Annotated in this window: 12 protein-coding genes and 1 tRNA gene; 12 read left to right on the top strand and 1 reads right to left on the bottom strand. The window is 60.9% G+C overall.

What is annotated here, in order from left to right; translation table 11 throughout:
• The 9 genes from QZ266_RS13940 to QZ266_RS13900 form a co-directional block, all read left to right on the top strand.
• On the top strand, window positions 1–1374 hold a 1374-nt coding region (locus QZ266_RS13940; RefSeq protein WP_295696183.1), incomplete at its 5' end, for a hypothetical protein.
• Between the two features lie 602 nt (window positions 1375–1976).
• Window positions 1977–2840 carry a DUF417 family protein gene (locus tag QZ266_RS13935; RefSeq protein WP_295696181.1) on the top strand — a complete coding sequence of 288 codons (864 nt, stop codon included), beginning with the start codon at window positions 1977–1979 and terminating at the stop codon, window positions 2838–2840.
• A gap of 151 nt (window positions 2841–2991) precedes the next feature.
• Entirely contained in the window at window positions 2992–4788 is a 1797-nt protein-coding gene (locus tag QZ266_RS13930) for a long-chain-acyl-CoA synthetase (RefSeq protein WP_295696180.1), read from the top strand.
• Window positions 4785–5366: a DUF924 family protein gene (locus tag QZ266_RS13925; RefSeq protein WP_295696178.1), complete on the top strand. Its 582-nt coding sequence runs from the start codon at window positions 4785–4787 to the stop codon at window positions 5364–5366. Before QZ266_RS13930 ends, QZ266_RS13925 begins: the two co-directional genes overlap by 4 nt.
• Before the next feature lie 162 nt (window positions 5367–5528).
• On the top strand, window positions 5529–5753 hold the full coding sequence (locus QZ266_RS13920) for a hypothetical protein (protein ID WP_295696175.1): 225 nt from the start codon (window positions 5529–5531) through the stop codon (window positions 5751–5753).
• Between the two features lie 70 nt (window positions 5754–5823).
• The gene (locus tag QZ266_RS13915; RefSeq protein ID WP_295696174.1) at window positions 5824–6747 is read left to right on the top strand and encodes an alpha/beta hydrolase; all 924 of its coding nucleotides are present in this window, start codon (window positions 5824–5826) and stop codon (window positions 6745–6747) included.
• Window positions 6748–6798: 51 nt separating this feature from the next.
• A complete protein-coding gene (locus QZ266_RS13910) occupies window positions 6799–8235 on the top strand; it encodes a protein adenylyltransferase SelO family protein (RefSeq protein WP_295696172.1) in 1437 nt (478 codons plus the stop codon).
• The gene (gene pgeF / locus QZ266_RS13905; protein WP_295696170.1) at window positions 8232–9023 is read left to right on the top strand and encodes a peptidoglycan editing factor PgeF; all 792 of its coding nucleotides are present in this window, start codon (window positions 8232–8234) and stop codon (window positions 9021–9023) included. The genes QZ266_RS13910 and pgeF overlap by 4 nt, the downstream gene beginning before the upstream one ends.
• Before the next feature lie 74 nt (window positions 9024–9097).
• Window positions 9098–10144, top strand: coding sequence for an NAD(P)-dependent alcohol dehydrogenase (locus QZ266_RS13900; RefSeq protein WP_295696168.1), 1047 nt, complete (start codon window positions 9098–9100; stop codon window positions 10142–10144).
• A 105-nt stretch (window positions 10145–10249) separates the two neighbouring features.
• Here the strand turns inward: QZ266_RS13900 and QZ266_RS13895 are convergent.
• A tRNA-Arg gene (locus tag QZ266_RS13895) sits at window positions 10250–10326 on the bottom strand.
• A gap of 193 nt (window positions 10327–10519) precedes the next feature.
• Between QZ266_RS13895 and QZ266_RS13890 the strand changes: the two genes are divergently transcribed.
• The 3 genes from QZ266_RS13890 to QZ266_RS13880 all read left to right on the top strand — a co-directional run.
• Complete coding sequence (locus QZ266_RS13890; protein ID WP_295696166.1) at window positions 10520–11404, top strand: glycosyltransferase 61 family protein; 885 nt, start codon at window positions 10520–10522, stop codon at window positions 11402–11404.
• Entirely contained in the window at window positions 11401–12660 is a 1260-nt protein-coding gene (locus tag QZ266_RS13885; RefSeq protein ID WP_295696164.1) for an NDP-hexose 2,3-dehydratase family protein, read from the top strand. The genes QZ266_RS13890 and QZ266_RS13885 overlap by 4 nt, the downstream gene beginning before the upstream one ends.
• A gap of 316 nt (window positions 12661–12976) precedes the next feature.
• Window positions 12977–15604: S8 family peptidase (locus QZ266_RS13880; RefSeq protein ID WP_295696162.1), on the top strand; the 2628-nt coding region annotated here is incomplete at its 3' end.

Raw genomic sequence — 15604 nt, 5'->3', positions numbered from 1 at the left:
CGAGAGATGCGAGAGGCAGTCGGCGACTTGGTTTGCGGGCTAAGCGTGTATGAAACCTACGAAGCCGAAGTTGCGTTGAAGAAAGCCAACAAAGAGTTCGATGCGAAGCAGGCTGAATATCGAAATCTGGTAGCGGGTCTGCCTGACAATGAGCCTTCCTATGACCCGGCAGCAATAGAGGCGAGGATCGCGGCATTCGACAGCGAACGTGCGCAACTCGAAACCGAAGTGCGAACGGTTGACGCACATATTGATGATCGCACTCAAAAGGCATTCTCGTCCGAACGCAAAACGGCGGTCGAGCGGCTACACAAGCGGCGCGCGATATTGTCTGACTTAGAGCAAGCAATAGAATCTATCGAGTACGATACTAGCGAGCTCGATGAGTTTCTTCCCTACCTGGAAACCTTGTTAGAGAACGCTGCCCTCGCTGAAAGCGCTTCCGAAGCAATAGGCCATATCGAATTTACTCATTGCCCCGCCTGCCTAGCAGCGTTGAAGCCGCCGGCCGGCGACCATGAATGTGGGGTGTGCGGCGAGGAGATAGATGAAGATAAACTCAAGTCAAAATATCTCGCCATTCGCACTGACCTACAGGTGCAAATCAAAGAGTCTAGCCAGCTGCGGCAAGAGAAAGCTGCTGAGTTGAAGGATGCGAAAATTCGGCTGCGGCGGGCACGGGCAGAATTCAATGAACTTCAGTCAGATTTCGCGGCAAAGTACGAATTGAGCGACTCTCCGCGAGAGGCATTTCTCGCCGAACGGCACCGAAAAATCGGTCATATCGAACGGGAACGAGAATATCTTTTGAGCCTAACGGATCGCTTTTTAGAGCTTGCTCGAGTTAGCGAAGAGAAGGCCAAAATTCAGGCCGAAATTGATGAAATCAAAGCGCGGTTAGCAGCGCTAGAATTGCGTGGGAAGCGTAGGAGGGCAGAGGCATTGACTGTGGTCTCAGAACTCGTGAAGTCAATTCTCATGAACGATATTCCCAAAGAGGAAACTTTCGAACGCCCAAGCTCTGTCACTATCGACTTCGGAGATAACGTTGTGAAGGTTGATGGAAAGATGAACTTTTCTGAAAGCAGCAACGTCATTCTGAAAAATGCGGCAATCCTATCGATTTTTGGAGCGGCCACTCGGGATCCGAAATTTTTCCATCCTAGGTTTTTGCTGATGGATAATATTGAAGACAAAGGGATGGAGCCTGAGCGCAGCCATCGCTTCCAAGAATTGATTGTCAAGGTATCTGAAGAGGCCGAGCTAGAGCATCAGGTTATTTTCATGACTTCTATGATGAATCCCGAGCTTGATGACGCCCAGTACACTATTGGGCCTAGCTACACGAAGACGAATAAAACCTTGGCTCTCTAGTGCGCGTACTCGCACTAATTTAGTCCCCTAACACGCCTCACAGGCCCATGATCGAATACAGGTCTGATGTCCCATGGGGCATTTATTGAAAGATCTGGAGCGTTGGTTCGTGCTGCGCCAAGAATGGCGCGCGCTGCTTCGCCTCCCTTAGTGCGAAATTCACCCAATAATTACACACAAACTTACACATAAGCTTCTTCAGAAAAATAAATAGCAGTAAAAACAAACAATTAACCTGCATTTTTCGTGAACAAAATACATTCAAAATCCGTTTTCTTCGGAAGTGCCAGTTCGAGTCTGGCCAGGGGCACCAATCCTGATCTCACGGCAGTTCGCTTCGCGAACGCCTCCGACGGGGCGGCGCATGGGCGCCGGTGCGCGGTTGCGCTTGCGGCCTTCGGGGCCGGGCCTGATCTCACGGCAAATCGCTTGGCTGTCGCTTTTCGTCAGCCGGCCGTGATTGGCGCCGCGTTGCCTACCTGACAGCATCGTCATCAAGTGCTTGAAATCGGCCCTCGTCAGTCCTCCTTGCTGGTGCTAGCCTTCGGTTTCGAGCCTGGACGGAGGCCTGTGTCTTGCTGTCGCCTGGAAATGCGTTGTTGGTGGCCCGCCTTTGTCTGGCGGTGATGTTCCTGTGGTTCGGGGCGATGAATTTCACCGCCGTGGGCACGCAGATAACCGGAAGCTGGATCGAAGGGCATGCCTTCCTGTCCAGCCTGGCCGGTCAGGCCGGATCGGCGGCCAAGACGCTGGGCGTCTACCAGATCATTGCCGGTATTCTCATTGGTGCCCCGATCCCGTCGGGCAGTTTCCGGCGGATCGGTTTTGCAATGAGCGGTCTTTATGCGGCCTTGGCGTTGACCGTCCTGTTCACCAATCCGGTCTGGATCGAGGCGGCGGGTGGTTTCCCGGCTATCGGATCCGGCCAGGGCATTCTCAAATACATCGCCATACTGGGGCTTTCCCTGTGGGGCGGGAGTTTCGAGAATACGCGCATGTTCGCCCAGCGGCACACGGATATGAGGCTCTGGAGCCAGCCGGTCATGTGGCTGGGCCTGGTTCTGGTTCTGGGCTGGATTGGCGGCATGAAATTCACCGCGGTCGAGGCCGCCGGCATCGAACCGCTGGTGCAGACCTCGCCGGCCTTTTCCTGGCTGCTCGGCCTGATGTCATTGCAGACCCTGTCCAATCTGATCGGCATGATCGAACTGATCACCGTGGTCGGACTGATCGGCTACTGGTTCAACACGACATTGTTCCGGATGGGGCTGTACCTGGCGATTTTCACCTTCATCCTGACCCTGAGCTTCCTGATCACCTTCCCGGGCAGCTGGGCGGGCGAGCTGGGCGGTTTTCCGGCGCTCGGGCGGGCGGGCCATTTCCTGCTCAAGGATTTGCCCCTGCTGGCGGTCTGCCTGGCCATGCTCTCCGAGACCGGACGCCAGGGCACGCTCAGCCGACGCTAGGCTTTCAGTCACCCCCTCGCTTGACGCGGGGATCCTCGGTAATCTTCTGAAACATGTGATCACACTTGCGGCGCCAGCGCCCGGCCTTGCTTGACCGGGCGAGGGTGCCCCATATCGTCTCGCGCAAGAAAGATAATGGGAGGTCGACAGGATGGGCATGCTGGGCGCGATTGCGCGCGAGTTCAATTTTGTAACGAGCATGCTGCCAGTGCTGAGCACGGTGCGTAAAGTGGGTGCGGGATCGGGCCTGCGCGTGCCGGACCATATCGAAGCCACTGTCGATCGATATCCCGACCGGCCCATGGCCATCCTCGATGATGGCGAGATCAGCTATCGCGAGTTTGAAGCCTACGCCAATCGCATCGCCCACTGGGCGCTCGATCAAGGCCTGGCGCCGGGCGATACGGTCGCCCTCTTCATGACCAATCGCTGGGAGTACATCGCGACCTGGTTCGGTCTGTCCAAGGTCGGGGTCGTGACCTCGCTGATCAACAACCAGCTGACCGGCGCCTCGCTGGCCCATTGCCTGACCATTGGCGACACCCAGCACGCCATTGTCGAGGCCGAGCTGGCGGACGCCTATGGCGCGGCGCGGGCGTGCGGCATTGGCGAGATTTCGGCCTGGTCTGTCGACGGGGCAATCGAGGGTGCACAGGAATTGGCACCCGCGCTTGACGCGGTCAGCGATCGCCGCCCTGACCTGTCGGTCCGCGCGGATGTGACTCCGGAAGCGCCCGTCCTGAAAATGTTCACCAGCGGCACGACCGGCCTGCCCAAGGCTGCGCTGATGACGCATGTCCGCGCGCTCTACTATCTCAACATCTTCGCCATCATTGCCAAGGCGTCGCCGGAAGACCGGATGATGATGGTCCTGCCGCTCTATCATGCGACCGGCGGTCTGTGCGGGGTCGGTTGTGCGCTGTCCTTCGGTGGATCGCTGATCATCCGGCCGCGCTTCTCGGCCTCGGCCTTCTGGCCCGATGTGAAGCGCTTCAAGGCGACCCTCTTCATGTATGTCGGCGAGCTGTGCCGCTTCCTGATCAATTCGCCGGAAGTGGCTGAGGAAAAGGATCACACCCTGCGCTGCGCCATCGGCAATGGCATGCGCCGTGATGTCTGGGAGGCTTTCCAGACGCGTTTTGCACTGCCTGATATCGTTGAGTTCTACGGCTCCACGGAAGGCAATGTCGGCCTGGTGAATGCCTACAACCAGCCCGGCGCTGTGGGTCGCGTTCCGAATTATCTCAAGCACCGTTTCAATATCGACCTGGTCAGATTCGACCTCGATGCGGAAATGCCGCTGCGTGACACGAATGGCCGCTGCATCCCCTGTGAGCCGGGCGAGGTCGGCGAGGCGATCGGACGGATCGATCCGGAGGATGCGCGTTTCCGCTTTGACGGTTATGGCTCGAAGGAAGACACCGAGAAGAAGGTGTTGCGCGACGTCTATGCCGAAGGCGATGCCTGGTTCCGGACCGGCGATCTCATGTCACGCGACAAGCTGGGTTATTACTATTTCGTCGACCGGGTCGGTGACACGTTCCGCTGGAAGTCCGAGAATGTCGCCACGGGCGAGGTTGCCGAGGCGCTGGTCTTTGAAGGCGTCGAGCAGGCCAATGTCTATGGCGTTGAAGTGAAGGGCCATTCCGGCCGTGCCGGCATGGCGGCCCTGGTCACTGACGTGGCACGTCCGCTCGATCTCGAGGCCTTGCACGCCCACGTCCACACCGCATTGCCCGCCTATGCACGCCCGCTCTTCCTGCGGCTGCAGCCGCAGACCGATACGACGGGCACGTTCAAATTCCGCAAGGTGGACCTGGTCAAGGAAGGCTTTGATCCGGCCAAGGTGAGTGATCCGATCCTGCTCGACCATCCCGGCGAGGGTCGATATGTGCCGCTGACCCCGGAGCTGTACGACGCCGTTCAGTCCGGTAGCCTGCGCGTATGAGCATTGCTGATCCGACCATCGACGAGGTCATTGATTTCTGGTTCGAAACGGCGGGCCCCAAACGCTGGTATGCGGCCTCGCCGGGTTTCGATGCGCGGGTGCGCCGCCTGTTCGCCAGAGCGGTGGAAGACAATGCGCGCCTGTGGTGGCAGAGCGGTCATCCCTGGGAGGACACGGCCTATGGCCAGTTCGCGCTGATCCTCATGTTCGACCAGTTCACCCGCAATATATGGCGTGGTTCGGGCCATGCCTTTGCGCATGATGACCTGGCTCGCCATCTCGCCTGGCAGATGGTCGATAACGGCTATGACTGGGTCATCCCGGAGGCGCGACGTGCCTTCGTCTACATGCCGTTCATGCACTCCGAGGATATCGCCGACCAGGACCTCTGCATTGACCTGGCGCAAGAGCGCCTGTCCGGCAGCGGAACCCGCGACCATGCGATCAAGCATCGTGAGGTGATCCGCCAGTTTGGTCGCTTCCCCTATCGCAATGAGGCGCTCGGGCGACCCTCGACGCCGGCGGAAGTCGCCTATCTCGAGGGCGGCGGGTATGCACCGGGCCGCAAACGCGCCTGACCGCTACCCGGACAGAAAGACTCGGCAAATTCGACCGCAGGGCAGGGCGCGCCGGTCTGTGGAAAACTCAAGGCTCTGATATTGTTGGTGTAATTTCGGCAGACGGTTGGCCCGCGGATTGCTCTTCCTGATGGAAACAGCCCCATCCGGCAGGAGCCCTGAATGACCCCGCACGTGCAAATCACCGCCCAAGACATCCACCAGATCGCCTGGACCATGGTCGATCTGCATGGCGCTCAGGCGATCGGCTATGCCGATGAGGCGGTCAGTGACCTGGACGGTCAGGGTCTGCCGGAAAGCGCTGACGCCTGGCGCGCCCTGCGTTCGGTGATGGAGGACGCGCTGGCCGGCCGCCTCGATCGCGAGGCCGGTGTCACGGTCCACTAGGTCCGTCTCGGTGCCCGGCGAACGCAAATGCCGCGTTTGCGGCGCGGCGACCGCGTGCTAACCGATGGTCATGGACACGCCCAATTGGCCTGAGGCCTTCACCAAATTCGGATTGCAGGACCCGCTCGAGCCCGCGCGCGCGGCGCCGCGGATGCGCGAAGCCCTGCTGGCGGCCACCCCGCACATGGATGTGCGCCCGCCAGACCTCGCCGAGGTGCGTGATCTGATGGTGCCGGGCGCCGAGGGTGAGCGATGCGCGCGTCTCTATCGGCCCAATGGCGCGGATGAGGCCGGACCCTGCACCTTCTACATGCATGGTGGCGGTTATGTTGTCGGCGATCTGGAAAGCCATGACCGCCTGTGTCGGCGACTGGCAGCCAAGTCCGGTCACCGCGTGCTGGCGATCGATTACCGCCTGGCGCCGGAACATGTCTGGCCGGCGGGTGTCGAGGATTGTCTGGCAGCGTTTGACTGGTTGTGCGGCCCCGGTGCCGAAGCCGTCGGCGCCCTGCCGGACCGGATCGCGGTGGCCGGCGATTCCGCCGGTGGCGGTCTGGCGGCCATCCTGGCCCAGTCCCGACGTGACCGGATCTGCTTCCAGCTGCTCATCTATCCGCTGTTGCAATTGGTCGAGCGCCGCAAGCCGAGGCCGAAACTCCTCGAGGGCCATCTCCTCTCCAGCTTCACGCTCGACCAGATCGTGCGCGCCTATCTGAGCGATGCGGACCAGGCCAGCGAGCTGACCGTGTCGCCGCTCCTGAACAATGATCTCGCCGGTTTGCCACCGGCCCACATCGTCGCGGCCGAGCTGGATCCGTTGCTGGATGAGGGCCAGGCCTATCGTGACCGTCTCGCAGCTGCGGGCATTCCGGTGAGCTACAAGACCGGCAAGGGATTGCCGCACGGCTATTTCAATCTCACCGCGATCCTGCCGGGCGCCAAGGGTCTGGTCGACGAGACGGCGCTGGTTCTGGGTGACGGGCTGCGTGGCTGAGGCTTGCAGCGGAGGTTTGCAATCGGACCCGGTCGGGCTTAGCTCCCGGTCATGAGCTTTTCTGATCGCTACCGCCCGAACCCTGCCTTCGCCCGTCTGGGCGATGATTTCTCCGATCCGGTCGAGCCGGCGGACTTTCCCGCCGCCATAGAGCGGTTCTGGAATGATCGCTGGGCTGCGGCCATCGGGCTGGATGGTCTCGATACCGCCGCTCGCGAGGCGCATTTCCAGCGCTTTGAACCCCTGCCGGACAATCAGGTGACGCCGCGGGCGATGCGCTATCACGGCCATCAGTTTCGCACCTATAACCCCGATCTCGGTGATGGGCGCGGCTTCCTCTGCGCGCAAATGACGGATGATCGCGATCGCCTGCTCGACCTCGCCACCAAGGGCTCCGGCCAGACACCCTGGTCACGCGGCGGGGATGGTCGGCTGACCCTGAAGGGCGCGGTGCGTGAAGTGCTGGCCGCCGAAATGCTGGAAGCGCTGGGTGTCTATACCTCCAAGGCCTTTTGCGTCTTCGAGACCGGCGAACAGCTGGCCCGCAATGACGAACCCTCTCCGACCCGCTCGGCCGTACTCACGCGGCTGGGGCATTCCCATTTGCGCTTCGGCACATTCCAGCGTCACGCCCATGAGGGGGCGAGCGATCGCGTCGGCCAGCTGATCGACCATGCCATCGAACACTATTATCCGCATCTCGACGGCGCGCCGGACCGGCCGGCCGCGCTACTGGAGGCCGTGGTTGCGGCCAGTGCCGGCCTGGCCGCCGGCTGGATGCCGGCCGGCTTCGTCCATGGTGTGCTCAATACCGATAATCTCAACCTGACCGGTGAGAGTTTCGATTACGGCCCCTGGCGCTTCCTGCCGCATTACGAGCCGGGCTTTACCGCGGCCTATTTTGACCAGCAGGGCCTTTACAGCTTCGCGCGTCAGCCCGAGGCGGTGTTCTGGGCGTTGCAGCAATTGGCCAATGCCCTGGCGCTTGTCGGTGAGCGATCGTCCCTCGAGGCGGCGCTCAATACATTCCCGACCCTCTATCGCGAGGCCTTGCTCGACGCCTTCCTGCGGCGCTTTGGTGTGGCGTCGGCCGGAGAAGAGGCTGATGAGGCCCTGGTGCGCAGCTTTCTCGCCTTCATGGAGGCTTCGCGGATGGGCTGGCAAGCACCCTTCCACGACTGGTTCTGCGGCGAAGCCTCGGCCAGGCGGGCCCTGGCCGGCCCGCGGGCACACGCCTATGCGGGGGAGGCGTTCGAGACTTGGCAGGCCGCCTTGTTGGCGCATGAGCCGGTCCGTCCGGAGCGTCTGGCCAACCCCCTGTTCGAGCGCACTGATCCGGTGGACCTGGTCATAGACACGGTCGAGGCCTGTTGGGCATCGATCGCGGACTCCGATGACTGGTCCGGTTTCGAGACGCTGATCGGCGATATCCGCCTGACCGGAAAAGGCTTTGATCTGGGTCGTGACCGGGTAGGGTTTCGGCCATGACACTCGATTTCATTCGTGCCGAGACGCTCAATCATCCCGGCCTGGTCCACGCCTTCACCACGCGCCCGGGCGGCGAGAGTGATGGCGTTCATGCCTCGCTCAATCTGACCCGGTCGCGCGGCGACCAGGCCGCGCATGTGGCCGCCAATCGCGACGCGGTCCGCCAGGCGCTGGGTCTGCACGCCCTGGCCTTCGCCAATCAGGTCCATGGCCGCACCGTGCTGCGTGTCGACGGGCCGCCGAAAGGCGACCAGGCGGTGGGTGAGGGCGACGCCCTCATGACCGATCGACCGGGCATTGGTCTGGCCTGTCAGACGGCTGATTGCACGCCCATCCTGCTGTTTGATCCCGCGCACCGGGCGGTGGCGGCGATCCATTCCGGCTGGCGCGGCACGGTGCAGAATATCGCCGCGGCGACTGTGGCGGCCATGACCGACGCCTATGGGACCGACCCGGCCCGGCTTCTCGCCGCGATCGGGCCATCCATCTCGGCGGTCAATTACCGGGTCGGGCCGGAGGTCGTTGCGGAGTTCGAGGCGGTTTTCGATGTGACCGGCGGTATCCTGTCGCCGCGTGATCCGGAAGGTGGGGCCAATCTCGATGTGGGCGAGGCCTGCCGCCGTCAGCTCGTAATGGCCGGTCTCCCCGAGGCGGCGATCTGGCGGTCACGGCTTTGCACCTATGCTGAGGCAGAACGGCTGTTCTCGGCAAGGCGATCTCACCATCGCGGCGAGAGCGGGCAATTCGGCGGACAGGCGGGAATAATCGCGCTAGCCCCGGCCGGCTAAGCCGTCATCATCCCTTGGTTTTTGGCGCGGCTGGCTTAGACTTCCATACCGAAGCATCGAAACGGAGCCGATCCATGCCGCAATCCCTTGGCTATGCCGCCCAGTCCGCCGACGCCGATCTGGCCCCGATCTCTTTCGAGCGGCGTGAGCCCGGTCCGCACGAAGTGCTGATCGAGATCACCCATTGCGGGGTCTGCCATTCCGATCTGCACCAGGCCCGGAATGACTGGAAAAACACGATCTATCCCTGTGTTCCCGGGCATGAGATTGTCGGCACGGTGGCGGCGGTCGGGGCCTCGGTCAGCAAGGTCAAGCCGGGCGATACGGTTGGGGTCGGCTGCCTGGTCGACAGTTGTGGTACCTGTGGCCATTGCGATGAGGGGCTGGAACAGTATTGCGATACCGGGTCAACGGGCACCTATAATGGTCGCCTTCCCGACGGCACGCACACATTCGGCGGATATTCCCAGCGCGTGACCGTGAAGGAGAGCTTTGTCCTTCGCATTCCGGACTCGCTTGATCGCGCCGGCGCGGCGCCACTCCTGTGTGCCGGCATCACCACCTATTCCCCGCTGCGCCACTGGAAGGTCGGCCCGGGCCAGACAGTCGGCGTCGTCGGTCTGGGCGGGCTGGGCCATATGGCCGTCAAGCTGGCCAAGGCGATGGGGGCGGAAGTCGTCCTTTTCACCACGTCTCCGGGCAAGGTCGAGGATGCCAAGCGTCTCGGCGCGTCCAAGGTGGTGATCTCGAAGGATCGCGACCAGATGAAAGCCGAGCGCTATACGCTCGACTTCATTCTCGACACGGTCGCCGCCTCGCACAATCTCAACCCCTATCTCGATTGCCTGAAGGTCAATGGAGCCCTGGTCCTGGTCGGCGTGCCGGATGAGGCTCATCCCTCGCCTTCGGTCGGCCGCCTCCTGGCCAAGCGCCGCTCGATCGCCGGATCCGCCATTGGCGGGATCGCCGAGACCCAGGAAATGCTCGACTTCTGTGCCGAGCACGGCATCGAGTCGGATATCGAGATGATCGCCATGGCGGATATCAACCAGGCCTATGAGCGCATGCTCAAGAGCGATGTGAAATACCGCTTCGTCATCGACATGGCGACGTTGGCTTAAACACATCCCGGACCCTGCCGGGTCCGCCAGCGCGACCGCGCGCCGGGCCCTGATGACCTGCCCGTCGGAGGCGTTCGCGTTGCGGACGGCCGCGAGACCGAAAAGTGGTGACCCCGGCGTGATTCGAACACGCGACCTACAGATTAGGAATCCGTTGCTCTATCCGACTGAGCTACGGGGCCTGCCAGCTGCCGTTCTGAGATGCGTGGACAATTTTGACAAGGGTTGAGGACAATTTCCGAGCGATGAGCTGGCTTCGCCGAGGATTTGTGGCTCCAAGCAGTCGGAAGACACTTGAACCCGAGGTTTAAAAAGGGAAAACAAGAACTGGCACATAGTCATGCGGGGGCAGCCCCGCCTACGCCAGGGGCGGCGATGAGCGATTTGAATGATTCTTGCCGAGTGCCCATCCCGCTGTCCTTCCAGCCTGGTTTGCCGGGATCGGCAGAGCACTACTTCCATTTTCTGTTGGGATACATCCTACCGATTCTGCAAATCCTGGACGTTGGATGTTACCGGCAGGGCCGACGGGAGCATTTTCTCGTTCGTTCTTGCGGCCCTGTAATGGACGCGGTTCTCGATGAAGTCCTGCAGGCATTTGGTGTATCCTATGAGAAGTCGAGCGCTTCCGATCCGAGGTATTCAAGCTCGACTGCCGTGAAAGTCCCTCGGTGGGATCTCTCGCTTTTCCTTGGGGGTGATGCCTCCTCGACCGGTTCCGTCGACACGTTTCATTCCGACTCACTGCATCGCCTGGGAGATGTGCGGGGTCAGGTGCTCGACTTGGCTTATTCGAAGCGCTCGGTGCCGGACCAGTATGCTGACAAAATCCTGCTGCTAAAGCGTTCCGCTGAGCCGGATTTCTACCGGAGTGATGGCGTCGCTGAGATTGCTCGTTATGGCGTTGGACGGCGCTCATTGTCGGGGCTGAATTGGGCAAAGGACGTGCTGACCGCCGCGGGTCACGCCGCGGAAATCTATGAACCAGGTGCCCACACGTTTTTCGATCAGGTGCGCACATTTCATGCTTGCCGCGGTATCGTCGGCATCCGGGGGGCAGAGTTGGCGAACATGCTTTGGATGAAGCGTGGAGCATTTAGTGTTGTTCTGAATGTTGGAAATGCGCCCTACCGGCATCTGGACTACCTGAGCGACCATCAGGGACTACATCTGGAAGTGCTCGACCGGCGCGCTGAAGGACCGCATTTATCTCTAAAGGCCAGTGATCTGGCTGCGATCCAAGGAGAGATGACCGCATGATTCGGCAGGCCAAGAGTCTGGATGCGCTCGTCATGTTCATGGACGACGTCCGCGCGGCGTCGGCATTCTGCATCGCGACTGTCCCTATTTCTTCGGTGGAATACTGGTCAATCAGCGCGGGCGTGCTGTCCCACCAATCGGGCAGCTTCTTCCACTTGGCAGGCCTGAGAGATCGCGAATCCGGCCAGGAAGATCTCATGATCTACCAGCCGCAAAGCGCGTTGAACGGATTGGCGGTCCATTGTGTGCACGGTCGGCTATCTGCTCTGGTCCAAGCGCGTGTTGAACCCGGGAATTCGCGAATTGTGAATCTGGGCCCAACTGTCCAGGCGACGGCGGGCAATTATTTGCGGCTGCATGGCGGCAGGAAGACACCGTATCTTGAGTTATTCCATACTTTCAAACCGCAGTTTGCCCCCCGTCATGTCAGCACCCAGCTCGACCTCGGGCAGTTCTATTATCTCAAGCAAAAGACCTTGTCCGTCGTCGAGGCAGATACGTTATCCCCGACCCTGGACACGTTCATTTGGGCCGACCTCGAAGTGCTGAGGGCTGCCGCTCGACAAGACCATATCGTGAATACGGACCTCCGATCGATGCTGGCCGCCACGCCCTGGAACAGCTTGACGCCCGGTGGCGCCGCGCCAGCCTCGAGGGCTGCTGATTTGGCGGCCTCAATCATCCAGTTCTCAGACATCCCGGGTTCGACGTCGTGTGATCGCGAGCTGGTTCCGATCAAGGCACTTTTGGATTGGGAGATGGACGAACTCGGCATTCATTCCACGCGCGATGCAGGGCGAAGCGTGCGTTTTCACGACGTGCAGTCGCGCGGCCGTGAAGTCGATCACTGGCAACAACCGCTGATGCATTTGAGTGAGCGGCTTGTTGCCGAATTGCTGACCCGTGGCGCAGGAAGCGAACGCGAATTCCTTGTCAGTATTGGGGAAGAGTTCGGCTTTCCCGGGCGGCGGCTCGTGATGCCGAGCGTTATCGGTCCTGAAAAATCGGTCGTCCGGACAGAGGGGCAGGCGCTTTGTGAGTGCGTCCAGTCGGAAGAGGGCGGTCGCTTCTACAGGATTGAGACGCGCTATGCAGTGATCCAGGTCGATCCCGACTTTGCGACGTCATCCGGGCAGGTCTGGCTATCGGCAGCCGCCTTGCGCCACATCCTCCAGGAGTCCAATCGCGCCTCCATGTCGCTTCGGTGCGTCAGCTCGCTTGTATTGAAAGACCTTTATCCGGAGTCTTTTGACTGAGCTCTCCAGCCGGGCCCGGCTCGGAGCAATGTTCCCCCAGCTCGATTTGAACCAGTGACCAACGGCTTAGGAATCCGTTGCTCTATCCGACCGAGCTACGGGGCGGATCAACCGGACCAACTGGAATTGCTGAAAACCGGAGGCAAGCGCGAAATGCGGTGAAGCGCGGGTTCATGCGCGTGGCGGTGGCCACAGTCGCGCATAAACCCATTCTTAACTACCGGCCGAATTAAGCTCTTGTTTACAACGTCTGTTAAAGGGGGCGAAATATAAGAGGGTGATATTGGGCGCATGAATTTGGGCTGGGAGGCTCCTTATGCGTCAGTATTTGAAATCCGGAGCGGCGGCGATTGCTCTGATGTCCCTGTCAGGGGCCATGATGCCTGTGTATGCACAGGAATCCGACGAGAACGACGGCGGCGAGAACACATTCCTTCATCCCTATCGAGGGGACATCAATCCCTTCTACGGGGACATCAATCCCTTCTACGGTGACATCAATCCCTTCCGGGGTGACATAAATCCCTTCTATGGGGACATCTCGCCCTTCTGGGGGGACATCAATCCCTTCTGGGGCGACATCAATCCGTTCGGTGGGGACATCAACCCCTTCTTCAGCGGCGACATCAATCCGTTCTGGGGCGATATCAATCCCTTCTTCAGCGACGACATCAATCCATTCTGGAGCGACATCAATCCGTTCTGGCAGGATGTCGGCCCGGTCTGGGGTGATCTCAATATCGAATGGAATGAGGCCGCTGCCGAAGGCGGTGACTTCACAACGATCGCCAATGACATGGCTTCAGTCATCGATCGTGCCGAGAGTGTGTTCGGTGCCGCTATTGAAGCGCGGACCGGCCAGAGCATGGACGAGGCCTTCCTCAATGCCTTGCTGGGCCGTTTTGGCATCGATCTGGACGACCCGGACAGCCTGGCCTCGGTCAGTGTCGGTCAGCGGTCGGAATTCTTCCTGACTTTCTATGACAGCCTGATGGGCTTCTCCGGCGTCGACCATGTCGATCACTGGATGCCGGCCATCAATTGGTCACCGGCCATGGCCGCCAGCTATGACTGGGGCCGTGCCCCGCTGGTTGGCGTGCTCGATTTCAGCGTCAATACGGTCGATGGCTCAAGCTTCCGCGGACAGGGCGGCGAGCGTGACTATCTCAATGTCAATCACGGCAATGCCGTCGCCAGCCTGATCGGTGCGCCGGTCGATGGTGTCGGTGTCATGGGTGTCGCACCGCATGCGGCCATGCGTTTTTACAATCCGTTCGACGAGTCCCATACGGCCGGCTGGGATGATGTTGCCGCCGGGGTTGAGTCCCTGGCCAATGGCGGTACCTCGATCATCAACATGTCACTGGGCGTGCCCGGCTGGACCCTGCACCAGGAATGGGCGGAGGTCTTCCGCCAGGATCGGGTGGCGCGCCACGCCGACGATCTGACCTTCGTGATCGCCGCCGGCAATGACGGTGTCACGCAGACGGTGGACCTCGACTGGACCGGTGTCTCGGTGCTCGACAATCTGCTTCTCGTCGGATCGGTCGACCCGAACGGCAATATCTCGTCCTTCTCCAATACGCCGGGCGAAGCCTGCTTGCTGACCAATGGTGTTTGCGAGACCGGCTCGCGCCTGATGGACCGTTTCCTGGTTGCACCGGGTGAGCTCCTCCTCGTCGATGATGGCGAAGGCGGTGTGACCCGTGTGTCGGGGACCTCTTTTGCGGCGCCGCTGGTGTCCGGTGCTGCGGCCCTGGTCAAGGGGTGGTGGCACTGGCTCGATGGCAGCGAAGTGGCCGATGTCCTGCTGTTGTCGGCCCGCGATCTCGGCGAGCCGGGCGTGGACGCGGTCTATGGCCACGGCATGCTCGATGTCGCTGGCGCCATGTCACCGCTGGATGCGGCCAATCTCTACGGGCTGGACAAACACAGCAATCCGGTCGAAGCGGCGGAATTGATCATCACCGGTGGTCGTCTGTCACTGCGCCATTCCAACAACCATTATGTCACGGTGTTCGAGGATATTGGCGACAGTTATCGCGACTTCACGATCGCGGTGGACGATCTGATCGTCGGGAGTTCGCTCTCGGAATCGGTGGCCAATGCTTATGCCGAACAATATATCTATGAGCGCACCGGCGCGCCGCTGAACGGGACGAGTTTCTCGGATATCAGCAGCGCGTCCCGGGTCCTGTCCCGGCGCGGCAATATGATGGTGACGGCTACGGCCTCCACCCTTGATCCGTCCAATGTCGGCTATGCCCGTGATTTGGGCTTCCATGCCGGTGTCGAGCTGTCCGATACGGAAAGCGGCCGGTCGATGAAATTCGGTGTCGGTGAGGGCGCCCTGGCGCTGTCCAGCCAGACCGGTTTCAATCTCTTCTCCGACCATCGTCCGGAGAGCGGTGGCGTGAACCCGGTCCTTGGCTTTGCCTCCGGCGGTGCCTATGCGGCCAGCACTTTCAACATGGACAGCGATCTGCAGGTTTCCTTCGGTATTACCACGACCCATGAGCAAGCGCTTTATGTGATGCCGGGTACCGGTGAGGAGCGAGCCCTGTTTGACAGTGTCGCGCCTTACCAGGCCTTCGCCGCCAATATCGATCTCAGCTATCCGCTGAGCGACCTTGTCACGGTCAATGGCTCGCTGACCCAGCTGCACGAGGCGACCGGCCTGCTCGGTGCCCAGGGCGGCAGTGTCCTGGCCCTTGAGGGCGGTGCGGACACGACCGCCCTGACCTTTGGTCTCGACGCCCGGCCCTCTTCGCGGATATCTCTGAGCGCGTCGATGACCATGGCCCAGACGCGGACCACCGCCTTTGATGGCGGGCTGCTGGACATCGCCGATCGTATCGACAGCACTGCGGCACAGGTCTCCATCCGCTACGAGGCGCTGTTCTCGAACAATGATGGTGTCCGCTTCAGCATGGTGCAGCCGCTC

The sequence above is a fragment of the uncultured Maricaulis sp. genome (assembly GCF_905480005.1).
Lineage (GTDB): Bacteria > Pseudomonadota > Alphaproteobacteria > Caulobacterales > Maricaulaceae > Maricaulis.
The sequence above is the reverse complement of the archived record's forward strand: the minus strand, read 5'-3'. Positions and strand labels throughout refer to the sequence as shown.

Bases quoted from the DNA above. Each gene is read 5' to 3' on its own strand.
- QZ266_RS13930 (WP_295696180.1), top strand. From the start codon at position 2,992: ATGGGCATGCTGGGCGCGATTGCGCGCGAGTTCAATTTTGTAACGAGC.
- QZ266_RS13925 (WP_295696178.1), top strand. From the start codon at position 4,785: ATGAGCATTGCTGATCCGACCATCGACGAGGTCATTGATTTCTGGTTC.
- QZ266_RS13920 (WP_295696175.1), top strand. From the start codon at position 5,529: ATGACCCCGCACGTGCAAATCACCGCCCAAGACATCCACCAGATCGCC.
- QZ266_RS13915 (WP_295696174.1), top strand. From the start codon at position 5,824: ATGGACACGCCCAATTGGCCTGAGGCCTTCACCAAATTCGGATTGCAG.
- QZ266_RS13910 (WP_295696172.1), top strand. From the start codon at position 6,799: ATGAGCTTTTCTGATCGCTACCGCCCGAACCCTGCCTTCGCCCGTCTG.
- pgeF (WP_295696170.1), top strand. From the start codon at position 8,232: ATGACACTCGATTTCATTCGTGCCGAGACGCTCAATCATCCCGGCCTG.
- QZ266_RS13900 (WP_295696168.1), top strand. From the start codon at position 9,098: ATGCCGCAATCCCTTGGCTATGCCGCCCAGTCCGCCGACGCCGATCTG.
- QZ266_RS13890 (WP_295696166.1), top strand. From the start codon at position 10,520: ATGAGCGATTTGAATGATTCTTGCCGAGTGCCCATCCCGCTGTCCTTC.
- QZ266_RS13885 (WP_295696164.1), top strand. From the start codon at position 11,401: ATGATTCGGCAGGCCAAGAGTCTGGATGCGCTCGTCATGTTCATGGAC.